General features: G+C 64.2%; 25 protein-coding genes. 7 read left to right on the top strand and 18 right to left on the bottom strand.

The genetic code is table 11. The annotated features are described in order from the left end of the window. Positions 1 to 5: 5 nt before the first annotated feature. From B9A19_RS07135 to B9A19_RS22045, 11 genes are all read right to left on the bottom strand, one after another. Positions 6 to 326, bottom strand: coding sequence for a 4Fe-4S dicluster domain-containing protein (locus B9A19_RS07135; protein ID WP_084090099.1), 321 nt, complete (start codon positions 324 to 326; stop codon positions 6 to 8). Further along, positions 323 to 1,939 (bottom strand): FAD-dependent oxidoreductase, encoded by a 1,617-nt coding sequence (locus tag B9A19_RS07130; RefSeq protein WP_084090098.1) that lies wholly within the window; start codon positions 1,937 to 1,939, stop codon positions 323 to 325. The genes B9A19_RS07135 and B9A19_RS07130 overlap by 4 nt, the downstream gene beginning before the upstream one ends. Before the next feature lie 230 nt (positions 1,940 to 2,169). Beyond that, on the bottom strand, positions 2,170 to 2,469 hold the full coding sequence (locus B9A19_RS07125; RefSeq protein ID WP_084090097.1) for a DUF971 domain-containing protein: 300 nt from the start codon (positions 2,467 to 2,469) through the stop codon (positions 2,170 to 2,172). Continuing rightward, the gene (locus B9A19_RS07120; protein WP_084090096.1) at positions 2,466 to 3,434 is read right to left on the bottom strand and encodes a HEAT repeat domain-containing protein; all 969 of its coding nucleotides are present in this window, start codon (positions 3,432 to 3,434) and stop codon (positions 2,466 to 2,468) included. Before B9A19_RS07120 ends, B9A19_RS07125 begins: the two co-directional genes overlap by 4 nt. A gap of 7 nt (positions 3,435 to 3,441) precedes the next feature. Beyond that, on the bottom strand, positions 3,442 to 4,302 hold the full coding sequence (locus B9A19_RS07115; RefSeq protein WP_084090095.1) for an ABC transporter ATP-binding protein: 861 nt from the start codon (positions 4,300 to 4,302) through the stop codon (positions 3,442 to 3,444). Then, positions 4,299 to 5,084 carry an ABC transporter permease gene (locus tag B9A19_RS07110; RefSeq protein WP_084090094.1) on the bottom strand — a complete coding sequence of 262 codons (786 nt, stop codon included), beginning with the start codon at positions 5,082 to 5,084 and terminating at the stop codon, positions 4,299 to 4,301. Before B9A19_RS07110 ends, B9A19_RS07115 begins: the two co-directional genes overlap by 4 nt. Positions 5,085 to 5,092: 8 nt before the next feature. Continuing rightward, the gene (locus tag B9A19_RS07105) at positions 5,093 to 6,505 is read right to left on the bottom strand and encodes an ABC transporter substrate-binding protein (RefSeq protein ID WP_084090093.1); all 1,413 of its coding nucleotides are present in this window, start codon (positions 6,503 to 6,505) and stop codon (positions 5,093 to 5,095) included. 48 nt (positions 6,506 to 6,553) lie between these two features. Next, positions 6,554 to 6,802 carry a 4Fe-4S dicluster domain-containing protein gene (locus tag B9A19_RS07100; protein WP_084090092.1) on the bottom strand — a complete coding sequence of 83 codons (249 nt, stop codon included), beginning with the start codon at positions 6,800 to 6,802 and terminating at the stop codon, positions 6,554 to 6,556. Then, complete coding sequence (locus B9A19_RS07095) at positions 6,799 to 8,529, bottom strand: fumarate reductase/succinate dehydrogenase flavoprotein subunit (protein WP_084090091.1); 1,731 nt, start codon at positions 8,527 to 8,529, stop codon at positions 6,799 to 6,801. Before B9A19_RS07095 ends, B9A19_RS07100 begins: the two co-directional genes overlap by 4 nt. A 12-nt stretch (positions 8,530 to 8,541) precedes the next feature. Then, the gene (locus tag B9A19_RS07090) at positions 8,542 to 9,279 is read right to left on the bottom strand and encodes a GntR family transcriptional regulator (protein ID WP_084090090.1); all 738 of its coding nucleotides are present in this window, start codon (positions 9,277 to 9,279) and stop codon (positions 8,542 to 8,544) included. A 75-nt stretch (positions 9,280 to 9,354) separates the two neighbouring features. Then, positions 9,355 to 9,693 carry a hypothetical protein gene (locus tag B9A19_RS22045; protein WP_139798701.1) on the bottom strand — a complete coding sequence of 113 codons (339 nt, stop codon included), beginning with the start codon at positions 9,691 to 9,693 and terminating at the stop codon, positions 9,355 to 9,357. A 29-nt stretch (positions 9,694 to 9,722) separates the two neighbouring features. Between B9A19_RS22045 and B9A19_RS07085 the strand changes: the two genes are divergently transcribed. The 5 genes from B9A19_RS07085 (at position 9,723) to B9A19_RS07065 (ending at position 14,573) form a co-directional block, all read left to right on the top strand. Then, a complete protein-coding gene (locus B9A19_RS07085; RefSeq protein WP_084090089.1) occupies positions 9,723 to 10,484 on the top strand; it encodes an SDR family NAD(P)-dependent oxidoreductase in 762 nt (253 codons plus the stop codon). A gap of 4 nt (positions 10,485 to 10,488) precedes the next feature. After that, entirely contained in the window at positions 10,489 to 10,914 is a 426-nt protein-coding gene (locus B9A19_RS07080; RefSeq protein WP_176216828.1) for a GFA family protein, read from the top strand. 11 nt (positions 10,915 to 10,925) lie between these two features. After that, positions 10,926 to 11,921 (top strand): aldo/keto reductase, encoded by a 996-nt coding sequence (locus tag B9A19_RS07075; protein WP_084090087.1) that lies wholly within the window; start codon positions 10,926 to 10,928, stop codon positions 11,919 to 11,921. A 270-nt stretch (positions 11,922 to 12,191) separates the two neighbouring features. Then, entirely contained in the window at positions 12,192 to 13,571 is a 1,380-nt protein-coding gene (locus B9A19_RS07070) for an LLM class flavin-dependent oxidoreductase (RefSeq protein WP_084090086.1), read from the top strand. A gap of 48 nt (positions 13,572 to 13,619) precedes the next feature. Further along, a complete protein-coding gene (locus tag B9A19_RS07065) occupies positions 13,620 to 14,573 on the top strand; it encodes an aldo/keto reductase (RefSeq protein WP_217807004.1) in 954 nt (317 codons plus the stop codon). Positions 14,574 to 14,644: 71 nt separating this feature from the next. On the opposite strand, the gene B9A19_RS07060 is transcribed toward B9A19_RS07065, so the two are convergent. Next, the gene (locus B9A19_RS07060) at positions 14,645 to 15,193 is read right to left on the bottom strand and encodes a glutathione peroxidase (RefSeq protein ID WP_084090085.1); all 549 of its coding nucleotides are present in this window, start codon (positions 15,191 to 15,193) and stop codon (positions 14,645 to 14,647) included. A 276-nt stretch (positions 15,194 to 15,469) separates the two neighbouring features. On the opposite strand from B9A19_RS07060, the gene B9A19_RS07055 reads away from it, so the two are divergent. Then, positions 15,470 to 16,981: an amidohydrolase family protein gene (locus tag B9A19_RS07055; protein WP_084090084.1), complete on the top strand. Its 1,512-nt coding sequence runs from the start codon at positions 15,470 to 15,472 to the stop codon at positions 16,979 to 16,981. Between the two features lie 69 nt (positions 16,982 to 17,050). Further along, positions 17,051 to 18,028, top strand: a complete 978-nt coding sequence (locus B9A19_RS07050) for a TauD/TfdA dioxygenase family protein (RefSeq protein WP_084090083.1) — start codon at positions 17,051 to 17,053, stop codon at positions 18,026 to 18,028. Positions 18,029 to 18,102: 74 nt separating this feature from the next. Here the strand turns inward: B9A19_RS07050 and B9A19_RS07045 are convergent, their stop codons facing one another. The 6 genes from B9A19_RS07045 to B9A19_RS07020 form a co-directional block, all read right to left on the bottom strand. Then, positions 18,103 to 18,531, bottom strand: a complete 429-nt coding sequence (locus B9A19_RS07045; protein ID WP_084090082.1) for an OsmC family protein — start codon at positions 18,529 to 18,531, stop codon at positions 18,103 to 18,105. 20 nt (positions 18,532 to 18,551) lie between these two features. Then, entirely contained in the window at positions 18,552 to 19,949 is a 1,398-nt protein-coding gene (mdtD, locus tag B9A19_RS07040) for a multidrug transporter subunit MdtD (protein WP_084090237.1), read from the bottom strand. Positions 19,950 to 19,996: 47 nt separating this feature from the next. Next, entirely contained in the window at positions 19,997 to 20,563 is a 567-nt protein-coding gene (locus B9A19_RS07035; protein WP_084090081.1) for an NADPH-dependent FMN reductase, read from the bottom strand. 33 nt (positions 20,564 to 20,596) lie between these two features. Then, positions 20,597 to 21,958: an LLM class flavin-dependent oxidoreductase gene (locus B9A19_RS07030; RefSeq protein WP_084090080.1), complete on the bottom strand. Its 1,362-nt coding sequence runs from the start codon at positions 21,956 to 21,958 to the stop codon at positions 20,597 to 20,599. Between the two features lie 156 nt (positions 21,959 to 22,114). Further along, positions 22,115 to 23,041 (bottom strand): TauD/TfdA dioxygenase family protein, encoded by a 927-nt coding sequence (locus B9A19_RS07025; protein ID WP_084090079.1) that lies wholly within the window; start codon positions 23,039 to 23,041, stop codon positions 22,115 to 22,117. A gap of 72 nt (positions 23,042 to 23,113) precedes the next feature. After that, positions 23,114 to 24,085 (bottom strand): D-2-hydroxyacid dehydrogenase, encoded by a 972-nt coding sequence (locus B9A19_RS07020; protein WP_176216827.1) that lies wholly within the window; start codon positions 24,083 to 24,085, stop codon positions 23,114 to 23,116. Positions 24,086 to 24,553: the final 468 nt, after the last annotated feature.

Here is a 24,553-nt window from a genome sequence, read left to right as displayed (position 1 = left end):
GAGGCTCAGCCACCCCGCAGCAGCCTGAAACTCTGATCCGGCTGGGGGCGGCTGCCCGGGCTCCAGCATATGGCGCGGCGGTAGCTGCCCAGCAACGCATCTTCGTTCAACGCTTGCTCGTCGACGGCAATGTGCTGCTCGGCAAACGGGGCGACGTACAGCGCATCGACCGGGCAATACGCTTCGCACATGAAGCAGGTCTGGCAATCCTGCTGGCGCGCGATCACCGGGTTGTCGCCGGGCACCGCATCGAACACATTGGTGGGGCAGACCCGCACGCACAGGTCGCAATTGATGCAGCGCTCGGCACTGACCAGCTCGATCATGCCGCCACCTCTGCCTGAAGGGCAGGCACGTGCCATGGGGCACGGTGATTGCGCGTCCATACCCTGTCCAGCCCGCCGCTGTGGATGTAATGCTGCTGGGCCGGATCTTCGCCGGCGTGGTCCAGCCGCTTGTGCATGCCGCGTGTTTCAGTGCGTGCGAGCGCGCTACGGTACATCCACCGCGCGGTGGCGAGCATGGCAGTGGCTTCGCGGGCGCGCAGCTGTTCTGCTGCGTTGGTGGCCGGGGTACTTTGCCGCACGCTGCGCCAGTAGCCGTCCAGCCGTGCCAGCGATGCATCCAGCCCTTCGCCGCTGCGGAACAGGTTTTTGGAGTACGGTTGCACCTCCTGCTGCACCGCCTGGATCAGCGCACGGCTGTCCAGTTGCTGGCTGCCGGACTGGGTGGCGCCGCCGGCAGCGATGGCGCTGCGTGCGTGTGACTGCCGGCCCTGTTGCAGCGCAAAGGCTGCTGCAGCTTCGCCAGCCCAGTAACCCGATGAAGTGGCCCATGCCGCATTGTGGCTACCGCCGCCGGTAAACGCGCCGCAGATCAGCTCGCGCGTGGCGGCGTCGCCGGCAGCATACAGGCCACGCACCGTGGTGGCGCAGCCTTCGTCAACCAGGCGCAGGCCGCCTGTGCCGCGCACCGTGCCTTCCAGCCGCAGGGTGACCGGGAATTGCCGGGTAAATGGGTCGATGCCGATGCGGTCGAATGGCAGGAAGAAATTGGGCTGGGCGCTGCGCGCGTACTGGCGATCGGCATCTGTCGCCAGATCGAGCAGTGCATACACTTGCGTGCCGCCCTCCAGATGGCGGGCAATGATGCTGCGCCCGTGCTTGGAGCCCGCGCCGTCGATCAGGCTGCCATCTTCGTAGCGGAAGGTGGCCCAGCGATAGAACGCCGATTTGGTGACGGACGAAAACGCCGGTGACAAACCATAGGCATTGGAGAACTCCATGCCGGACAGCTCGGCGCCGCTTTCGGCCGCCAGCAGATAGCCATCGCCGGTCAGCACGTTGCAGCCCAGCGCGTTGGACAAAAAGGCGCAGCCGCCAGTAGCCAGCACTACCGCACCGGCCCGCACCTGCCAGCGCTCGTCACCCTGGCGGCTGACGCCCTCGGCGCCGACCACGCTGCCTTCATCATCCAGCAAGAGCTGCAGCGCCGGGCTTTGGTCCAGGATGCTGACGCCTGCCTGCTTGACCACCTTGCGCATCAGCTTCATGTATTCCGGCCCCTGCAGCGAGGTGCGGCGCTGCCGGCCCTGATCGTCCAGCGGGAAGGGGTAACCCCATTGCGCCACCTGCTCCAGGTTGGCATAAGTCTGGTCAAGCACGCGGGTGCCCCAGCCCCGGTCGGCCAGATAGCCGCCCAGTGCCTCGCGGCTGGCCAATGCAGCCTCGCGCGCCTCGGCCTCGGGCGGTACATACCACACGCCGGTGCCCGACGGGGCGGTAGCGCCAGAGGTCCCCACATAGCCCTTGTCGGCCAAGACCACGCGGGCGCCGCTGCGCGCCGCTCGCCACGCAGCCCAGCAGCCGGCCGGGCCGCCGCCAATCACCAGCACATCGGTGTGCAGGGTACGCAAATCGGTGTGTGCGTTCGTCGCCATGCAGCTTCTCCTGTCGGGGCATCGCCGTTACGGAACAAGCCTGGGGCTGCCTGGGCGGTGCCGGTGTACAGGGTGTATCAGCACAAGCCGTGCCACCGGCCGGTGCGGCGCAAAGCCTGCTTGCGCGTGGCGCGTGCGAGTGCGCATGCTGGTTTTGCTGCAGCATGGCGCGCAGTTTGTTGCGATGGCGACATCGCCGCCGGCTGTCAGCCGGCAATGTGCCGACGGCGTCAGTCCACCGGATTGGCCGTCAGCAGTGGCAACGCCAGCTCGTGCAGATAGCTCCAGGGATAGATGCCGCGCTCATGCCCGTCGCTGAAATGCAGCTGTAGCGCGTAATGCCCCAGCGGCGTGGCATGGGCCAGCTGCAGTTGATCGGGAATGGGCAGCGGTTGGCCGCGCAGGCTGGCGGCGCGGCAATCGGCACAGCGGCAGGCCGCCCGCAGCCGGGCCGCGTTGAGTGTGGCCGTGCCGTCGGGCCATGCCAGCGTCAGGCCGGCCGGGTGCAGGTCGAGCTGTTGCGGCGTCATGCTGATGCCAGCTTGCCGAGCGCCAGCCGTGCTGCCTTGCGCACCTCGGGGTCGGGGTCGTCGGTGGCGATGGACAGCGCGGGCAGGGCCGACGGATCGCCGATTTCGCCCAGTGCAATCGCGGCTTCCTTGCGCAGGTTGCCGGCCTGATGGGCAAGGCTGCCGATCAGCGCTGGCAGCGCTTGGCGCTCATGCAGCAGCCCCAGTGCGCGCGCCGCGCGGATGCGCACCTGCCAGATGTCCTGCTCCAGCGTGGAGATCAATGCTTCACCCGCTGCTTGCAGGCGCAGCTTGCCCAAGGTGGCAGCCGCCTCTTCGCGTACCGGCCAGTGTTCATCGCCCAGCGCAGCCAGCAGTGCAGGCAGCACGGCGGGATGCTGGCCGAAGCCGACCGCGCCGCTGGCAGCCCGGCGCACTTCGGCATCGGGGTCGTGTTGCGCCAGATCGGCCAGCGCGGGCAGCGCATCATCTGCTTTCAGCCAGCCAAGCACGCCTACGCCTTCGCGGCGCACGCCAGCCTGTGGGTGTTTCAGCGCGGCCAATCCGGCGTCGTGTGCAGCCGGCAGGCGTAGCTCGCGCAATGCGCGCAGTGCGGCGGTGCGCGCAAAGGCGTTGTCGTGCACAGCCCAATCCAGCAGTACTGTGCCGCAATCGGCCGATTTGAGTTCGGACAGGCTTTGCGCTGCGGCATCGCGCACTGCGCCATCGCTGTCGAGCAGTCTTGCTGCCAGTGCTGCCGTAGCGGCGATGTCGTCAGCGCCAGCCAGCAACCGGGCCGCTTCGGCACGCACGCCGGCATCGGCGTCGTCCAGCGCGTGCACTAGTGCCGGCAGCAGCTCGGGGTCGGCTTCGTCGGCCAGCTCCAGCAGCGCTACGCGCCGGATGGCTGCATCGGCAGCATGCAGCCGTGGGGCAATGGCAAGGTAGTCAGGGTGATCGTGCAGGGCAGCGAGAAGGGCAGTCATGGGGGGCTTAGATGGCAAATTGGAGTTCATGGGGGCGCACTGCACCCAGTGGCGACAAGCGCGGCAATGGCGCCGCGTCGGCATCGTGATGCAGCAGCGCCAGCAAATGGCGCTTGAGCGTGTTGAAATCGGCGCTGGTGGACAGGCTGGCGTCGCGCGGGCGTGCAAACGGCAGGCGGATGTCCTCGATGATGCGGCCGGGGCGAGGGCTCATTACCACGATACGGTCGGCGAGGAACAAGGCCTCGTCGATATCATGAGTGACGAAGACCACGGTGGTGCCAAAACGATCCCAGACATCGAGCAGCAATTGCTGCATCTTCAGCCGGGTGAGCGCATCGAGCGCGCCGAAGGGTTCGTCCATCAGCAGCACGCGTGGCTGGCCGAGCAGCACGCGGGCGATTTCCACGCGCTGCTGCATGCCGCCCGATAGCTGCGCCGGATAGCGTGTTTCAAAACCACCAAGGCCGACCAGCTCCAGCAGCGCGCGTGCCGCTGCATGGCGTGCCGCGCGTGGCTGCCCTCGCATTTTCAGGCCGAAGGCCACGTTGTCGATCACGCTGCGCCATGGCAGCAATGTGTGGTGCTGGAATACCAGTCCACGTTCGGGCGAAGGGCCATTGATGGCAGCCCCATCAAGCAGGATACGACCCTGCGCGGGCTGCAAGTGCCCGGCCAGTGCGCCGAGCAAGGTCGATTTGCCGCAGCCCGACGGGCCAAGCAGGCAGACAAACTCGCCCGGGGCGATGTCGAGATCAACCTCTTGAACGGCGGTGAAGGCATCCGCACCGCTGCCGACTCGGATGGACACGCTGGACAGCGCCACCCGGCCGGTCTGCGCCTGCAGCGCGTGCAAGGGCGCGTTCATGCGCCACCCCGCTGCCATGGCATGGCCCGGCGTCCGGCAAACCGGATCAACGCGCTGCTGCCCATGCCCAGCAGGCCGATCAACAGCATGCCGACGACGATATTGGCGTAGTTCTGCAAGGTATAACTCTCCCAGGTGTAATAGCCGATGCCGAACTGGCCGGAGATCATTTCCGCAGTCACCAGGCAAAACCAGCACGTGCCCATGCCGATGGCCAGGCCGGTGATGATGGCCGGCGCAGCGCCGGGTACGATGACCTCGCCAAACAGCTGCCAGCGCCGTGCACCCAGGCTGCGCGCCGAGGCGATCAGGCGTTCGTCCACGCTGTCCACACCATGGATGGTGGCCAGCAGGATGGGAAAAAGCGCACCGATGAAGGTGATGAAAATCATGCTGACTTCCGACGACGGGAACACCAGTACCGACAGCGGTATCCACGCCACTGCCGGAATGGGCCGCAATACCTCTAGCGGTGGCAGCAGCGTGCTGCGTGCCCAGCGTGCGCGGCCCACCAGCAGCCCCAGCCCGATGCCGAGCAAGGCGGCGGCGGCAAAGCCGGCAAACACCCGCACCAGGCTATGGCCGAGGTGGAACAGCAGCTTGGGCGATTGCAGCAAGTCCCAGCCGGCGCGCAGCACCTCGACGGGTGAGGGCACGTTGGCGAATGTCACCACGCCCAGATGCAGCCGGCTGGCAGCCAGTGCCTGCCACAGCAGCACGCTGACCAGCAGCGAGGCCGCGGGCAGCAGCCAGGCAGACGGGGTAAATCGGCGGTCTGTCATGGCTGACCTCAGTTGCTGGCGAACTTGGCCTGCGGCTGGATGCCGGCGTAATCGACCACCTTGGCGTTGTTGCCCTTGGCCCAGGCGGTGGCGGCATCGCGCAGCAGGAAGGCAGCAAGCTGGCCCTTGCCGTCTTGCGCAAACCACGCCTGACGCGCCAGCAGCTTGATGCCGCTGTTGTAGTCCTGTGCGTAGATCACGCGAATCTTCTTGCCGCCGGTCTCGATGCGGCGCGCGTCGTCGACAGCTGATTCAAGCGTGGCGTAGTTGCGCACTTTGGCTTCGCCCTCGATCCACACCTGGCCCAGCCGGCGCGCATCGCTGATGGGCTTGCCGGTGAGGATGTCCTTGGCCTTGAGTGGCAGCTTGTCGTAGTTCTTCAGCTGCGCGTCGTAATCCAGGCCGGATTGCTTGAAGGCCTGCCGGATATAGCGGTCATCGACAAAGCTGGCCACGTCCAGATCGGCATCGGTGCGCTTGAGGAAACGCAGCGTCTCGATCGAGGTCTTCACCGCCTGGCGGTACTCGGGCTTCCAGCTGAAGTCGCGGGTTTGCAGGCCGAGCGGGCCGTGGAACAGATAGGCGACTTCGGCTTCGATGCCGGTGGTTTTCTCGATCAGGTCGCTGTATTTCTCCGGGTCACTGGCAAACAGGCGATCGGCCTCGATGGCGGCGCGCAGGAAGGCGACCACGATCTCAGGGTATTTCTTCGCATAGTCGGCATTCACCAGCGAGCCATGGAAGGTGGGTGTGCTGGCTTGCGAGCCATCGAAGATCTTGCGGGCAAAGCCGCGATAGGGAAACAGCTCGGCAAACGGCACGAAATCGGCATGCGCATCAATCTTGCCCGCCTGCAGCGCCGGGCCGGCGACTTCCGGTGCCTGCGTGGTGATGGTCACGTCCTTCTCGGGGTCGATGCCGTTGTTCTTGAGCGCGCGCAGCAGCATGCCGTGTGCGGTTGACGCGAACGGTACCGAGATGGTCTTGCCCTTGAGCTCGGCAATCGAGTGGATGGGCGAATCCTTGGGCACCACGATGCCGTTGCCGCTGCCCTGCGTGCTGCCGGACAGCACGGTGATGAACAGGCTCTTCTTGCCGGCCTTGTCGAACGCCGCGCCGTTGAGCGAGCCGGGGAAGTCGGCCATCGAACCGATATCCAGTTTGTCCGCCACCATTTCGTTGGTCAGCGGTGCGCCGGAGGTGAAGTTCTTCCACTGGATGTCGTACTGCACATCCTTGTATTTGCCGTCGTGCGGCAGGTATTTGTCCAGCAGCTTCAGCTCGCGGATCAGCACGCCGCCGGTGGCGCAGTTGATGGTGGTGTCCTGCGTGCCGATGGCGATGCGGATGGTTTCGGCCTGCGCGAGGCCGGCGGTGAACAGCGCGAGCGCAATGGCGCCCAGTTGCAGCTTGTTGGTCATGGCGTGGTTCCAGTGAGGGAGGTCGTTATCGTTGGGTGAGGGCGGTCATCAGCGAAGGAGATAGGGAATGTCGACCTGCACGGCGCCGGTCGGGCAATCCTTTTCGCACGGCATGCAGTACCAGCATTCGTCGAAGGCCATATAGGCCTTGCCCTTGCTCAGGTCGATGGCGAGTACGTCGAGCGGGCAGACATCGACGCAGACGGTGCAGCCCTTGTCGGCAATGCACTTTTCTTCATCGATGCGCACCGGCACGCTGCTGCGTTGCTCGGCAATGGAAAAGACGGGAAAGCTCATGCTGGGGTCAGCTCCTTGTTGATGCGCAGCGCGGCATAGGCGCGGTGATCGTTCTGGTTCATGTCCACCACATACGGCTCGATGGCACGCTTGAAGCAAGCCATGTCGCCGGCGGCGTTCTTGTGCAATTGCACGTGCACGCGCCATTCGGCGTCGTTGCGCTCGGGGTAATCGACGCGGGCGTGATACAGCCCCCAGCGGCTTTCGGTGCGATAAAGCGAGGCACGCGCGGCCATTTCGGCGCAGTCACGGATGGCGTGTACTTCCATCGCGCGCATCAGCTCGTGCGGGTTGCGTGCATGCAGGCGGTCGAGGTCTTCGCGGATGGCCTCGAAGCGCTCCAGGCCGATCTGCATCTTGCGGGTGACCTTGGGCGGTTGCAGGTAGTCGTTCACCATGCGGCGCAGCTTGTATTCCACCTGGTTGGGCGGCAGGCCGGCCTCGCGCAGCAGCGGCGCCCACACGCGCTGGCGTTCTGCCTCGATCTGGCTGGCCGCTACTTGCGCATGCGCATGGCTACCGGCATGCCGCGCGGCCGATTCGCCGGCAAAGCGCCCGTAAACGAAGGCACCCAGCATGTAGTTGTGCGGCACGCAGGCCATGTCGCCGGCCGAATACAGCCCCGGCACCGTGGTGGCAGCGTGTTCGTCCACCCACACGCCCGAGGCCGAATGGCCGCTGCACAGGCCGATTTCCGAGATGTGCATTTCCACCATGCGTTCGCGGTAATCGGTGCCGCGCCCGGCGTGGAAGCGGCCACGGCTGGGGCGTTCGTTGGTGTGCAGAATGGTCTCGATGGTGCTGATGGTTTCCTCGGCCAGATGGTCGAGCTTGAGGAACACCGGGCCATTGCCGCCCTGCAGCTCGTTGTAGAATTCCTGCATCATCTGGCCGGACCAGTAATCGCACTCGATGAAGCGCTCGCCACGGCTGTTGGTGGTAAAGCCGCCGAACGGGCCGGTGACATAGGCGCAGGCCGGGCCGTTGTAGTCCTTGATCAGCGGGTTGATCTGGAAGCATTCGATCCCGGACAGCTCGGCCCCGGCGTGGTAGGCCATGCTGTAGCCGTCCCCTGCATTGGTCGGGTTTTCGTAGGTGCCGAACAGATAGCCCGATGCCGGCAAACCCAGCCGCCCGGCCGCGCCGCACGCCAGCACCACCGCCTTGGCACGCACGATATGGAAATCACCGGTGCGGCAGTCAAAGGCGAAGGTGCCGGCAATGCGGCCATCTTCGCCAACGATCAGCCGAGTGGCCACCAACCGGTTGGTGATGTCGATGCGGTTTTTCTTGAGCTGGCGGTACAGCACCTTCTTGATGTCGTGGCCTTCCGGCATCGGCAGCACATAGGTGCCCAGGTGGTGCACCTTGCGCATGGCGTAGTCGCCGGTTTCGTCCTTCTCGAACTTCACGCCCCAGCGGTCCAGCTCCTCGATCATCGCGTAGCTGTTCTGCGCATAGGCCAGCACCGTTTTCTGGTTGACGATGCCATCGTTGGCAGCGGTGATTTCGCGCACGTATTGCTCGGGCGTGGCAAAGCCCGGCACCACGGCATTGTTGAGGCCGTCCATGCCCATGGAGATGGCGCCGCTGCGCTTGACGTTGGCTTTCTCCAGCAGCAGCACCTTGAGGTCGGGGTTGGCCTGCTTGGCCTTGACGGCGGCCATCGGCCCGGCAGTGCCACCGCCGATCACCAACACATCGACCTCGCGTTCTATCGTATTCATCGTTTTGCTCTCTCAGGCCTGGCGGTCAACGCGCAGGCGGAACTGGAAGTTGTCGGAACGGCAGTACAGGTATTCGAAATCGAGTGGCGTACCGTTGCGGTCGTGCGTCAGCCGCTCGATGCGCAGCAGCGGCGCGCCCGTGGGCAGCGCAAGGTGGCTGGCCAGATCGGTATCGGCCAGTTGCGCGTCAATGGCGAGATCGGCATGGCCCAGCGCAATGCCGTAGTCGTTTTCGAGGATTACGAACACGTCGCGCGTGGCGAGGTCTTCGCGCGCCAGTCGCTCGCCGATGTGGGAGGGCACCCAGGTGATATCCAGCGATACCGGCTCGCGGTTGAGCAGGCGCACCCGGCGCAGCTCGGTGACCGGCGTGCCGGGGGCGAGCTGCAGCCGCGCTGCCACCGTGGCATCGGCCGCTGTGGTGTGCACGCCCAGCAGGCGGTTGTAGATTTCGTGACCATGCTCGCGCATGGCCTCGGCAAAGCCCTGCAGCCGCGCCAGTTGCTGGAACGGCTTGGGCTTGGAGACATATGCCCCCTTGCCCGGCACCTTGAACAGCACGCCTTCCTTTTCCAGCTCGCCCAGCGCCTGGCGCACGGTAATGCGGCTGACGCTGTATTGCGTCATCAACGCGCTTTCGGACGGCAATTGCTCGTGCGGGCGATAGGCGCCGCTGTGGATGCGCTGGCGCAACTCGTCACGTATGCGTCCGTACAGCGGTTGGGCAGGGTGGGGATGTAAGTGCTGCATGCAGTGATGACCTGTTATGACAAGTCATGTAGTGCAATCGGCGTGCCAGCTCTCTGCGCAAACACTTTTATCTTTTCAGTTCATTGAATTAATTATGTTTTTAACGGATTTTGCTCGATTTTTCTGGCTTGCCATCTGGCGTTGTTGATGATCAAAAATCAACAATTGATCGTGCAGATTGTTGAAAAACAGACAGGGTGCCGATGTGGCCATGCGCGGTTGATGCATGTCATGTGGTCTGATGCTGGCCGGTCTGGCATGGGCACGCCCGATGTTGGTTTGGCCGCAACTTGTACGTGTTGCTGCGCATTCCTGCGCAAGTGGTGTGACCTTGTGCAGCAGCAATGCGGCTTGCGTAGCTGGAATGAAGCTTGCTGCCTGATGAGCACCTGCCATCACGCCGAATGCGCGCATGGCCTGTTGCAAACTCTCAAGGAGCATCCATGGCTGACTATCAACTGCAAGGCAAACGGGCCATCGTCACCGGTGGCAGCCGCGGCATCGGCAAGGCGATTGCGCTGGCACTGGCGCAGGAAGGCGTCGATGTGGTGATTGCCGCACGCGATCAGCAAGTGCTGGACGCCAGTGCGCAGGAAATCGCCGCCGCTACCGGCCGGCGCGTGCTGGGCATCAGCGCCGATACCACCAGCAAGCAGCAGGTGGATGCGTTGGTGGCGCGCACCGTCGAAGCTTTCGGTGGCGTCGACATCCTCGTCAACGCAGCGGCGCAGCCCGGCGGCATTTCCACCGCTACCGGCGTGGCCGAGGTGGTCGACGCCGATGCGCTGCTCGATCTGGATGTGAAAGTCATCGGCTATCTGCGCACTGCACGCGCCGTGGCGCCGTTTCTGGTCGAGCAGGGCTGGGGGCGCATCATCAATGTGGGTGGGCTGGCCATCCACAAGACCGGGCGGCCGATTGCCACGTTGCGCAATGTCGGCGTGGCGGCCGTCACCAAGAACCTGGCCGATGAACTGGGCCCCAAGGGCGTCAACGTGGTGGCGGTGCATCCGGGCGCTACGCGTACCGAACGCACTGACGAGGCAGCGGCCGAGCGCGCCGGCAAAGGCAACACCATAGGCCGCATCGTCGATGCCGCCGAGGTTGCCGCCGTGATTGCCTTCCTGGCGTCACCGCTGGCGGTCGCCATCAATGGCGATGCCATTGCCGTGGGCGGCGGCGCGCCCGGCACCATCCATTACTGATGCCATGAGCGATCCAGCCAGCGCCAGTGGTGGCTGCCTGTGCGGCGCGGTGCGTTATCGCTATCCGCTGCCGCTGGGGGCTGCCAACTACTGCCATTGCGTCGATTGTCGTCGCGTAACCGGCAGTGCGTTCAATATCGGCATCCGTCTGGAGCAAGCCTTGCTGCAGATCAGCGGTGTGCTGCGCTCATACAGTCACGCCGGTGGCAGCGGTCAGGCCGTTGAGCGGCTGTTTTGTGGCCAGTGCGGCTCGCCGCTGTTCACGCGCCATCCGGCACGCCCGGAGTCGGTATGGGTGCGTGCCGGCGGCCTGGATGACCCGGCGCTGGTGCAGCCAGGCTGGGCGTCCTGGGCCAGCCAACGCGTGGCATGGGCGGTGCCGCCAGAAGGTCTGACCGAATTTCCCCGCAACCGTATTTCCCACTTCTGACAGGATTTTCCGTGAGCATACCCACCACCCGTTTCGGCAATACCGGCTTGCAGGTTTCGCGCCTGGCGCTGGGTACCATGACCTTTGGCTTGCAGACCGATGAAGCCACCTCGCACCGCATCCTCGATAAGGCCGCCGATGCCGGCATCAACCTGATCGACACGGCCAACGTCTATCCCTTGGGCGGCTCGCTGGAGACCGTCGGCAAGACCGAGGAAATCATCGGCCGCTGGCTCAAGGGCAAGCGCAGCCGCTTTGTGATTGCCACCAAGGCGGTCGGCAAGACCGGCCCGCATGCGTGGGATCAGGGTGCATCGCGCAAGCATTTGCTGGATGCGGTCGATGCCTCGCTGCGCCGGCTGGGCACCGATTACATTGACCTGTACCAGCTGCACTCGGACGATGCCGCCACGCCGCTGGATGAAACCATCCAGGCACTGGACGACATCGCGCGCAGCGGCAAGGTGCGCTATGTCGGCGTGTCCAATTTCCTCGCCTACCGGCTGGCACGTGCGTTGGGCAAGCAGGATGCGCAGCAGCTGGCGCGTTTTGTCTCGGTACAGCCGCGCTACAGCCTGCTGTTCCGCGAGATCGAGCGCGAGCTGCTGCCACTGGCGCAGGAGGAAGGGCTGGCGGTGATCCCGTACAACCCGCTGGCGGGCGGCCTGCTCACCGGCAAGCACCGCGCCGGGGCGCCCACCGAAGGTACGCGCTTTACCCTGGGGTCGGCCGCCGGGCGCTATCAGGAGCGCTATTGGCACGAGCGCGAGTTCGAGACGGTGACCGCCTTGCAGGAAGCGAGTGCCGAGGCGGGCGTATCGCTCACCACCGCCGCGCTGGCCTGGGTGTTGGCCAACCCGCTGATCACCGCTCCGCTGATCGGCGCCAGCCGGCCCGAGCAGCTGGACGAGACACTGGCCGCCGCCAGCTACCAGCTTGATCCGGCGCTCAAGGCGCGCTTTGATGCGCTGACCGCCGAATACCGGCGTGGTGATGCCGCGCGCTGATCGGTAGCCGTACAGCAGCCTTGCTTAGCAAGCGCGACCCGGAACCCGGCCATGCCGGGTTTCATGCATTTCGGGCCAGCGATACGGCGCGGTCTGGCACGGAGTGCATGCCTGATATTGCCTGTCGTTTGTGCAGCAGCTTGCTGGCCGGAGTGAGCCGATTCCAGCAATTGGTGCGATGTCGGGCAGCAGGGCCCGCCTGTTGCCTGCGTGATCGCGGTGGAATGGCTTTTGCTCCGGATGATCTGATTTGGTCATCAGGAATACATCATGGGCAAGCGCAATACGCAACTCAGTCTGGGCGCCTTTTTACAGGCCACCGGTCATCACGTCGCCTCGTGGCGCCATCCGGACGCCGATGCCGATGCCGGCATCAACTTCGCGCACTACAAAGCCGTTACCCAACTGGCCGAGCGGGCCAAATTCGACGCCATCTTCCTTGCCGACGGCGTGGCGGTGCGTGACCGCGCTGCCAATCTGGAGGCGCTCAGCCGCAATGGCAAGCTGGCCACTTTCGAGCCACTCACCTTGTTCTCGGCGCTGGCGACGGTGACCGAGCGGATCGGCTTCATTGCAACGGCATCCACCAGTTACAACGAGCCGTACCATCTGGCGCGGCAGTTTGCTTCGCTGGACTGGTTGTCGGACGGACGTGCCGGCTGGAATGTGGTGACCTCGGGCACCGAGGCAGAGGCGCTCAACTTCAACCGGGAACACCATTTCGAGCATGCCACGCGTTATGAGCGCGCCGATGAATTCGTCGATGTCGTCACCGGCCTGTGGGATAGCTGGGAAGACGATGCCTTTGGCATCGACAAGGAAAGCGGCGTGTTCTTCGATCAGGACAAGCTGCATGTGCTCAACCATGTCGGCACGCATTTTTCGGTGAAAGGACCGCTGAACGTGGCGCGACCGCCGCAGGGGCACCCGGTCATCGTGCAGGCTGGCGCCAGTGAGCCGGGCAAGGAGCTGGCCGCCCGCACCGCCGAGGTGATCTTCACCGCGTGGCAGACGCTGGAAGAGGCACAGGCGTTTTACGCCGATGTAAAAGGCCGGCTGGCACGCTATGGCCGCAGCCCGGAGCAGCTCAAGGTCATGCCCGGCATCTTTCCGGTGATTGGCCGCACACAGCAGGAGGCAGAAGAGAAATACCAGCTGCTGCAGTCACTGATTCACCCCAGTGTCGGGCTGGCCCTGTTGGGCGGTCTGTATGGGGGCAAGGACCTGTCCGGCCACCCGCTCGATGCGCCGCCGCCCCCATTCCCGGACGATACCAATGGCAGCAAGAGCCGGCTCAAGCTGGTGCGTGATCTGGCCGAGCGGGAGGGGCTGACGCTGCGCCAGCTTTACGAGCGCATTGCCGGGGCACGTGGTCACTGGACCGTGGTCGGCACGCCGGAACATATCGCAGACCAGCTGCAGCTGTGGTTCGAGTCCCATGCTGCCGATGGCTTCAATGTGATGCCACCCTGGCTGCCGGGTGGGCTGGAGGAGTTCGTCGAACACGTGGTGCCCATCCTGCAGCAGCGCGGTTTGTTCCGCACCGAATACACCGGCCGCACCTTGCGCGAGCACCTCGGTCTGGCCCGGCCCGGTAATCGGCATGCGCTGTCTGTCGACCAGGCCTCCGCCACGCTGCAAACCGCCTGATTCATTGTTCAATCGCACAGCCCGGCAAACGGGCTGCCAGGAGCTCTCATGTCTGATTTGCAATACCGCCAGTTGGGCCAATCCGGCCTGCGCGTTTCCCTCGTGGGCCTCGGCACCAACAATTTTGGCGGTCGCATTGATCGCGATGCCTCGCGCCCGGTTATTCACAAGGCGCTGGATCTGGGTATCAATTTCTTCGATACGGCCGATGTCTACGGCAACAAGGGCGGCTCGGAATCCATATTGGGCGAGGTGCTCGGCAGCCGCCGCAAGGATGTGATCCTGGCCACCAAGTTCGGTTCTCCGTTCGATGAGGCTGCGGGCTTGAAGGGCGCGTCGCGCCGCTACGTGTTTGACGCTGTCGATGCCAGCCTGCAGCGTTTGCGTACCGACTGGATCGACCTGTATCAGGTGCACCGTCCGGACCCGCTCACGCCGATCGAGGAAACCGTGCGTGCACTGCAAGACCTGGTGCGTTCCGGCAAGGTGCGCTATGTCGGCCTGTCCAATTTTGCGCCCTGGCAACTGGTCGAGGCGCAGTGGGTAGCGCGTGAACTGGGCGCGTCTGCCTTCATTTCCAGCCAGGACGAATACAGCCTGCTCAACCGGCAGGCCGAGACCGAGCGCATCCCGGTGCTGCAGCAGTATGGCTTGGGCTTGCTGCCGTTCTTCCCGCTGGCTGGTGGCTTTTTGTCGGGCAAGTACCGGCCCGGCGAGGCATTACCGCAGGGCGCGCGTCTGACTGCCGCATCCCCGCTGGCCGAGCGCACGCTGACCGAGCGCAATTACCGCGTGGCTGGCGAGCTGGCTGACTTTGCTGCCACGCGCGGGCATACCCTGCTGGAGCTGGCGTTCAGCTGGCTGGCGGCGCAGCCGGTGGTCTCCAGTGTGATTGCCGGCGCTACCCGCCCCGAGCAGCTGGAGCAGAATGCGCGCGCCGTGGCATGGCAGCTGGATAACGAAGCGTTGGCGCAGATCGATCGTATCACCCGCCAGCAGTAGGCCCGGCCGGGTTCAGGCAGCAACACGAACAGCCCGCTTCCGGCGGGCTGTTTGTTTTCAACAAAGCCTGATCAGGCTTTGCTCAGCTCACGGTCGATGGCTTCCACCAGCCGGCTGTCATCGGCAACGATGTCCGGCGAGAAGCGGTCTACTACCTTGCCGTCGCGGCCGATCAGGAATTTCTCGAAATTCCACAGCACGTCCTGCTCGTGCTCGGGCGCCAGGCCGCGTTCGCTCAGCTTGGCGCGGAAGGCATCGGTATCGCGTGCCTTGGGCTGGGCACTGGTGAGCGCTGCGTACAGCGGATGCTGGTCATCGCCGGCCACCGACAGCTTGCTGAACAGCGGAAAGGTCACGTCGTATTCGGTGCTGCAGAAGCTGGCGATCTCGGCATCGCTGCCCGGCTCCTGTTGCTTGAAGTTGTTGGCCGGGAAGCCGAGCACCGCAAAGCCCTCGGCCTGCTTGCTGCGATAGAGCTGTTCCAGCCCGGCGTATTGCTTGGTCAGCCCGCATTTGGAGGCGACGTTGACCACCAGCAGCACCTTGCCCTGGTAGTCGGCCAGAGTGGCGGCGCTGCCGTCGATGCGGGTGAGGGGAATCTGTTGCAGGGTCTGACTCATTGCGTGGTCCTTGATGGGTTGAAAGGGCGTTGGTGTGGAGCAAATCCCGTTCCACGGCGAGTGGCCCGGATGGGACTGCAGGGCGAGGGTTGTTGCTGCTGGAATCGCTGCAGATTGCATGAACAAGCGTTGCAATCGATGCAACTTTGCAGAAAAAACCAACAGGATCAGCGCTTTGCAGCATGGCATGCTTTCTGCATACAACATGGTTGCCACCGGTGTAAGCCAAGCATGCTTGCCCGGACTTCCTTGTGACGTTGTTTTCAGGAGTTCGCCATGACCGCCCGTTTACCGCACAACCGTGTTTCCCGTTCCGCCGATATCAAATCCGGGCTCGACTTCCCGGTGATCGATACCGATGTCCACACCAATGACTACACCCCGGCCATCGAAGACTACGTGGCCCACTACGGGGGCAGCAAGCTGGTGGATGAATTTCGCCGTGCCAATGCCGAGCGCAGTCGCAGCGATGGCGAAGGGCACGACTGGTATCAGCAAACACCCGAGCAGCGCCAACATCACCGCAGCCGCCGCAACCCGTGGTGGGCACGCGTTACCGCCAACACGCTGGATGTGGCCACCTACCACCTGCCCGAGCTGCTGTATGAGCGCCAGGACGAGCAGGGCTCGGATTATTCCATCCTGTTTCCCAACAACGTGCTGTCGCCGCTGGCCGCCAAGGATGACGAAGCGCGCCGTGTACTGCAGCGCGCGGTGAACCACTACCATGCCGACCTGTACCGCAAGTACAGCGACCGCCTGACCCCGGTGGCAGGCATTCCGCTGCATACCCCGCAGGAAGGGATCGAGGAGCTGGAGTTCGCCGTCAACACCTTGGGCCTGAAGGTGATCAATATCGCCGGCGGGGTGCGCCGGCCGATCAGGGCCATCCAGGAGCAGTTCTCGCCCGAGGACTTCAAGAACATTGCCAAGTACGCGTCGTATGTCGATTTCTACGGCCTCGACAGCGAGCACGATTACGACCCGTTCTGGGCCAAGGCGGTCGAGCTGGGCGTGCCCATCACCACGCACTACGGCAGCCAGGGCTGGGTGGGGCGCAATTCGATCAGCAACTATATGTTCAACCACATCGGCCACTTTGCCGATGCGTCTGAGGCCTTCGCCAAGGCGCTGTTCTTTGGTGGTGTCACGCGCCGCTTTCCCAAGCTGCGTTTCGGCTTGCTGGAGGGCGGGGCAGACTGGGGTGCACGCGTGTTCACCCATCTGGTGGATCGTTGGGAGAAACGTGGCCCGGAAGGGCTGAAAAACTACGATCCGGCTGCGCTCGATACCGAGCTGCTGGTGCGCCTGTTCGAGCAATACGGCACCGATCTGGTCAAGCCACGCTCGCTCGACCCGCAAACACTGGTGGCCGATACGCTGGGCAAGCGCTACACCGCTGACGCCATCCAGCCCACGCCGGAGCAGCAGAACGACTTTGCCGCTGCCGGCATTGAAAGCGCCGAGGACATCAAGTCGCGCTGGGTGGACAACTTCTTCTTCGGCTCGGAGGCAGACGACCGCACCGTGGCGCATGCCTTCAACGACAAGGCCAACCCGCTGGGCGTGAAGATCAACGCCATCTATTCGTCCGACGTCGGCCACTGGGACGTGCCGGACCTGACCGAAGCCTTGGCGGAAAGCTGGGATCTGGTCGAGCAGCAGGTGATCAGCGAGGCCGATTTCAAGTCGCTGGTGTTCAGCAACCCCTACAAGCTTTACACCGAGGCCAATGCCGATTTCTTCAAGGGTACTGCCGTGGAGCGCAAGCTCGCCAAGGGTGCCTGATTGCCGTGCCATGGCCCGGTCATCCTGGCTGGGCCGATTCTTTGAAACTGAGTTACGAGGAAACAAGCCATGTCTACCGTTACGACTGATTCCGGCATTACCGTTACCCAACTGGCTGGCCATATCGGTGCCGAGATCGGCAATGTCGATCTTGCCGGCCCGCTCAGCGATGCCGTCATCAACGATATCCGCCAGGCGCTGCTGAAGTGGAAAGTGGTGTTCTTCCGCAACCAGCAGATCGACCACGCGCAGCAGGTGGCCTTCACCAGCCGTTTCGGCGAGGTGACCTATGCCCATCCGCACGAAGACGAGCCGATCGAAGGCCATCCGCAAATCCTGCCCATCGACCGCAGCCGCTACGAGCGCCGCAACGGCCTGCGCCGTTCCAGCTATGAAAGCCGCTGGCATACTGATGTCACTGCTGCCGTCAACCCGCCGGCCGGCTCCATCCTGCGTGCGGTGGATGTGCCGTCGTTCGGTGGCGACACCCAGTGGGCCAATCTGGTTGCTGCGTACGAAGGTTTGTCGGCGCCGCTGCGCGCCCTGGCCGATACCTTGAAGGCCGAGCATCGTTTTGCTGCCAACACCCGTATCCCGGCCGGCAGCAAGCTGGCCAAGCGCTTTGCCGATAACCCGCTGGTGGCCGTACACCCGGTAGTGCGTGTACACCCGGAAACCGGCGAGCGGGCGCTGTTCGTCAACCCGGGCTTTACCTCGCACATCGTCGATGTATCACCGGCCGAAAGCGAGAAGCTGCTGGAGCTGTTCTTCGAGCAAGTGACCAAGCCGGCCTACACCGTGCGCTTTCACTGGAACAATGGCGATATCGCATTTTGGGACAATCGCGCTACCGCGCACCTGGCCCCGCAGGACCTCGATCATATCGAGGTCGAGCGCGTGCTTTATCGCACCACCATCACCGGCGATGTGCCGGTGGGCGTTGATGGCTTCCGCTCGCAATTGATTGAGGGCGAGTTCTTTGGCAATGCGGTGCCGACTGCATTGCAACAGGCACGCCAGGTGGTGGCAGACGCACAGCCGGCTTGATGCGACGCAAGTCAAAAAAAACCGCACCAATTACCCGGTGCGGTTTTTTTGATCGCCCAGTGGGCAAGGCTGGGTCAGGCGCTCACCGGCGCTTCAGCAAGGCTGACACCCACGCTGATTTCCGGCAAATGGCGCAGCGTGTTGTGGATCTTGCAGGCATGCGCTGCGCGCTGCAGCCGGTCACGCTCGACCTCGCTCAAGGCACCGCTGACCTGCACCTCGACGCGGATACGTGCGATGCGCGATGGCGCAGTCTCCTCATCGCCTGCAACATGCACCCGTACCTCTTCCAGCGCGGTGATGCCGTGCTGGCGCGCGTAGGCCCAGACAGTGCCGGCAGTGCAGGCCCCCAGCGCACCCAGCAGTAATTCTCCGGCGCGGAATGCATCATCGGCGTCGCTGCCGTCGGCAGCACGGCCGGCTTCTGCGACTGCATTGCGGCTGCGTATCTGCTGGCGACCGTTGGCGGCGCGACTGATATCGACATGGATGGTGTGGCTCATGAGTAAATTCCCGGAAGAACTCAGGTGGCTGAAGCCTGCACGGCGCCATGCGCTGGCAGACGGATGAAAATGGCGGCGCCGACCAGCGTGATCAGGCCGATGCACAGATAGGTGGTATGGAACGCCGGCAGCAGGCTGATGCCAGGCAGGCTGCCACTAGTACCGACAAAGGCCGCCAGCAAGGCGCCGGCTACGGCCACGCCCAGGCTGCGTGACAGCTGCATCACCACCGACAGCATGCTGTTGCCGGCGGCGGCGTGTTGATCGGGCAGCTCGTACAACGTGACGGTATTCATGAAGGTGAACTGCAGCGAATTGATGGCGCCGAACAAGGTCAGCATTGCCAGCAAGACGGGTAAGGGCGTGTGCAGATCAATCAGCTGGAAACTGCCGAGGATGGCGCCCAGCAGCACGGTATTGAGCACCAGCAGGCGGCGAAAGCCCAGCCAGTCCACCAGCGGTTTGACGACGGGTTTGACGCAGAGCGCAGCGGCAGCGCTGGGTATCATGGCCAGCCCGGCCTGGGTCGGGCTGTAGCCCAGCACGATCTGCAGCAGTAGCGGGGTAAGGAAGGGCATGCAGCCGCCGCCCAGCCGCGCCACCAGATTGCCCAGGATGCCCACGCTGAACGAGCGGGTTTCAAGCAGTTGCAGGCTGAACAGCGGCCGAGTGGTGCGCCCCGCATGCAGCCAGTAACCGATCAGGCTGACAAGGCCGATTGCTGCCAGCATGGCACAGACTTGGGTGCCCAGCTTCAGATGGCCCAGACCTTCAAGGGCGAATGACACCAGCACCATGGCATTGCCGAACAGGATGAAGCCGACCCAGTCGAAGCGCCCGCCGTCCGGGCGACGCAGCTCGGGCACGTGGCGTTGTATGGCCAGCCAGCCCAGTATGCCTACCGGCAGGTTGATCAGGAAAATCCAGTGCCACGAGGCAAGCTCTACCAGCCAGCCACCCAGTGTCGGGCCGAGCAAGGGGCCAACCAGACCCGGCATGGTGACAAAGCTCATGGCCTGCACCAGGTCCCTGCGCGGCCAGGTGCGCAGCAGCACCAGCCTGCCCACCGGCAGCATCCATGCACCGCCCACACCCTGCAGTACTCGGGCCAGCACCAGTTGCGTCAGCGTTTGTGCCTCGGCACAGCACAGCGAGCCGAGGGTGAACAGGATCATTGCTGATGCAAGGGTGGTGCGCGTGCCATAGCGATCCGCCACCCAGCCGGATGCCGGAATCAGCAATGCCACGGTCAGCATGTAGGAAATCAGCACCGGTTGCATGTGCAGCGGGCTGGTGCCCAGGCTGCGTGCCATGGCAGGCAGCGCGGTGTTGAGGATGGTCATGTCGAGCGACTGCATGAAAAACGCAATCGCGACCACCCAGAGCAATATCGGGTTTTTACCGGAGTCAGAAGGCATCGATTCTCGCAGCACCGGCCGCAACAGGGCGGCCGGTACAGGGTGGATCAGGCTGCCAGCTTGGCAGTCAGGCGGCCCAGTGCGGCCAGCTGGGTGCTGAGTGCCTGCAGTTGTTTCTCGTCCACCAGCTTGCCTTCGGCCGAGAACGATTGCGCGGCATTGGGCACGGCCACGTGTTGTGGCAGCACGAAGGCACCCAGCGAGGTCAGGATCTCCCGCGTGTGGCGCAGCGCGCGTTGCCCGGCCAGGCTGCCCGGCGAGGTGGACAGCAGCAGCGCGGTCTTGCCGGCATACGGTTCGTACTGGCTGCTTTGCGCATCCTTGCGCGATACCCAGTCGAGCACGTTTTTCAGCAGTGGCGTGATCGAACCGTTGTATTCCGGGTTGGCGATGACGAAACCATCGTATTCGGAGAACAACTGGCGCAGCGCCCGGGCGCTTGCCGGCAGACCTTGTGCTTCCAGATCGCCGTCGTACAGCGGCAGCGGGAAATCGGCCAGATTGAGCACGCGATAGGTCTGGCCCTGGCGGTCCAGTTCTTCGGCGGCGGCGGCGGCCAGCTTGGTGTGGAAAGAAGCGCGGCGGATGCTGCCGGATAAAACGAGCAAACTCATGGATGCCTCATTGCAGGTTGGGGTGAAACGAACTCATGCCGCAGCCGCTGTGGATTGCGGCACATGATGGTTATGCGGCCGTTGCAGGCCCAGGTGCTCGCGCAGCGTGTTGCCCCGGTATTCGGTGCGGAACAGGCCACGTTCCTGCAGGATGGGCACCACCAGGCTGGTGAAGTCATCCAGTCCACCCGGCAGCGTGGGGGGCATCACGTTGAAGCCATCGGCCGCGCCCGATTCAAACCATTGCTGGATCTGGTCGGCAATCTGCACCGCTGAGCCGACGATCTGCCAGTGGCCGCGTGCGCCGGCAATGCTCAGGTAAAGCTGGCGGATGGTGAGGTTTTCGCGCCGCGCCTTGTCGATGAGCAGGGCCTGGCGGCTCTTGCCGCCGTTGCTTGCCGGCAGATCGGGCAAGGGGCCGTCGAGCGGGTAACCACTCAGGTCGAAACCACCCAGCATGCCCGACAGCAAGGACAGGCCCACTACCGGGTCGATCAGGTCTTGCAGCGCCTGGAATTTGTCGCGCGCCTCGGCCTCGGTGCGGCCGACCACCGGGAAAATACCGGGCAGGATTTTCAGCGTATCGGGGATGCGGCCATACTTGGCCAGCCGGCCTTTTACGTCGCGGTAAAACGCTTGCGCGTCGGCCAGTGTTTGCTGCGCAGTAAAGATCACCTCGGCGGTGCGGGCGGCCAATTCCTTGCCCGGCTCACTGGAGCCTGCCTGTACCAGCACCGGGTAGCCTTGCGGTGGCCGCGCGACATTGAGGGGGCCTTTCACCGAGAAATGCTTGCCCCGGTGATGGAGCGTATGCAGCTTGTGCTCATCGAAGAACACGCCGCTTTGCTTGTCACGCAGGAAGGCATTGTCCTCCCAGCTGTCCCACAGGCCCTTTACCACGTCGATGAATTCCTCGGCGCGGTCGTAACGGTCGGCATGCTGTACGTGCTGGGCCAGACCGAAATTCTGCGCCTCGTGCTGGTTGGCCGAGGTCACCAGATTCCAGCCCGCGCGCCCGTTAGAGAGCCAGTCCAGCGAGGCAAACTTGCGCGCCAGATGATAGGGCTCGTTATAGGTGGTGGTGACGGTGGCAATCAGGCCGATATGCTCGGTCACTGCAGACAGCGCCGACAACAGGGTGATGGGCTCGAAATGCGCTGCACGGGCACTGCGCGCCAGCGAGGTCAGACCGTCCTCGCCGCTACCGCCCCAGACGGCCGCGCTGTCGGCCAGGAACACCGCATCGAAGCGAGCTGCTTCGGCGGTTTGTGCAATCTGTGCGTAGTGGCGAAAGCTGTGGCCGCCATCGGCTTGTGCATCGGGATGACGCCATGCGGCCACGTGATGGCCGGTAGACGGGATGAAGGCATTCAGACTGAGTTGACGCTGGCTCATGATGGGCCTCGTTACCGGGAAGATGCGTCACTCATGCAGAAAGCGTGCCACCGCGCTGGCCCGCATCGGCACTGGCGCAAAGGCAGCGGCTTGCTGGAATCGGCGCAACGATGGCGACGGATTGCACCGATTCCAGCAGAGATACGAGAGGCTATCTCAATAGGGCCGGCTGCCTGCCAGGCTCACGCGCTTGAGCACCCGGCGCTCGGTTTCCGGGAAGGCCGTGCGTGAATGCAGGGTGGCCTGGTTGTCCCAGTACACGATGTCGCCCACGCTCCAGCGGTGCTCGTAGCGGAACTGCGGCAGCAGCAGATGCGCGCGCAGCTCGGCGATCAGCGCTTCACCTTCGTCGGCATCCACGCCGACCAGCTCGACTTCGCCGTGCGTGGCGAGGAACAGCAGCTTCTTGCCTGATGACGGGTGATTGCGCACCAACGGGTGCGGAAAGCCCGGGCCCAGCGGTTCGGCTTCGGGCCGGCGGTATTGCGGGCGGCTCTGCCCTTTGGCGCGCAGGAAGGGGTTGTAGGTAATCAGCTGCAAACCGTCGATGCGGGCCTTGAGCGCCGGGGACAACGCTTCGTAGGCGGCACTGATGTTGTACCAGCTTGTATCGCCGCCGCTGCCGGGTACTTCCAGGGCATACAGCAGCGAGCCGCTCGATGGCAGCGGTGTCCACTGGTGGTCGATGTGCGGGAACAGCTCACCGTTGCCGGTATAGCCGCCTTCCACGTTGGCTACCGGCACCACATCGGGCGGGATGCCGTCATTGCTGGCCGAGGCCAGCACCGGTACATCTTCGGGCGGACGGAATACCGAGCCGAAATAGGTTGAAAAGGCGAGGAAGGCATCGTCGCCCAGCGCTTGCTGCTTGAAGATCAGGATGTGGTGGTCATCCAGCGCCTGCTTGAGCCGGCGCACCAGTGCCGCGCTGAGTGGACGGTTGGCATCAAGGCCGGTCACAACGGCGCCCAGCGCCTCGCCGGTGGGGGTGATGCTGACGCCGCTACCGTCCTGCGGCTGGAATGCCTGCTGCGCCGCGTGCTGCAGCGCAAGTGACAGCGGTGTGGTCAATGGATAGCTCATGCGTGCTCCTGGGGTTGCGTGAGAAAGAGCGGCGAGTCAGGGTTGCCGCCGGTAGGGGAGTGCAGGTGGCGTTCAGTAGCCCGCGTGCTTGTCGACCAGATTCAGCAGCGTCTGACCGGTGCGGAAGCGCTGCAGGTTTTCCGCCACCAGTTCGGCCAGCCGCTGGCCGTAGTACGGCGTGCCGCCCGAGGTGTGCGAAGTGATGAAGACATTGGGGTGGCGCCACAGTGGCGAATCGGCGGGCAGTGGCTCGGGCGTGGTCACGTCCAGCCCGAGGCCGGCCAGCGCACCGCGATCCAGCGCGGCCAGCAGCGCAGCCTGATCCGCCAACTCGCCGCGGCCGACGTTGTAGAAATAGGCCCCGGGCTTGATGGCGGCGATGCGCGCTGCGTCGAACAAGCCGTGCGTAGCCGGTGTCAGCGGCAGGGTGACGGCGACGTGATCGGCTTGCGCCAGTGCGTCATCCAGTTGCTCGATGCGGTAGACGCGCTCGACCCCCACGGGCAGTGCGTGGCTGCCGTTGCGGCGTACGCCCAGCACGCGCAGGCCCAAGGCATGCGCACGCAAGGCCAATGCCTCACCGATGGCACCCAGGCCGACAATGACCAGCGTCTGGCCGGCCAGCTCGAATGTGCCGGCCAGCGGTGGTGGCGTCCATTGCGCCTGTTGCTGCGCGCGCCACAGCAGCGGGAACTGCCGCGCAAACGCCAGCATCAGCCCGAGCAGATGCTCGGCGATATTGGTGCCATGCACGCCGCTGCTGTTGGTCACCAGCAGCGGGCTGGCGATCAGCTTGGGTGTCAGCAGCCGATCCACCCCTGCGCCGACGGTGTGTATCCAGGCCAGCTCGCCGGCCGCCTCCAGCAGCGCGTCGATGGGGCCGCCCAGCCGCCCCAGCAATACGCCTTGCGCGCCTTGCAGCGCTGCTGGCAATTGTTCCGGCTCGGCAAGGGCGATTTCCACACCGGGTGCAGCACTGCGCAGCCGCAGCAGCGCACTTTCTTCCAGCGGGTGGGCAACGACAAAACGACGCAGTTCGGGCACGGCCTGTGTTCCATGGCAGCTGAATTGGTGTGCTGTCATGCAGGAAACATGCCTGCGCCTGCAAGACAGGTGCGGCGCTTGCCTGCGGGCACTTCAGGTCATGGATCTTTACCGCCGCGCTTGCTTTTGTGCAGCAAGGCCGACGTTTTGTTGCGATTGCAGCAGCGGCTTGTCTTTTTATATCCAATAAATATAAAGATTTTTATTGGCATGCATTCTGCTTATATGTGGCCGGGCCGGAGCAACCGGCCACAACGACAGCACCCGGTTGGCTAATGCCGGGGCAAGACAAACAGGGAGCACATGCATGCAAGCAAGCAAACGCTGGCTGGGCGCGGGGCTGATCGCGCTGGCCGGCAGCGCCGGGGCAGCAGCCCCCAGCACCGAAGACCTGCAAAAGCAGATCCAGGCACTGCAACAGGCGGTGGACGCCCTCAAGCAACAACTGCAGACCCAGGCGGATGACGC

Origin of the sequence: Andreprevotia lacus DSM 23236 (genome assembly GCF_900176275.1) — a bacterium.
GTDB classification, from domain to species: Bacteria; Pseudomonadota; Gammaproteobacteria; order Burkholderiales; family Chitinibacteraceae; genus Andreprevotia; species Andreprevotia lacus.
Note: the sequence above shows the minus strand (reverse complement) of the source record. Positions and strands in the feature narration are given on the sequence as shown.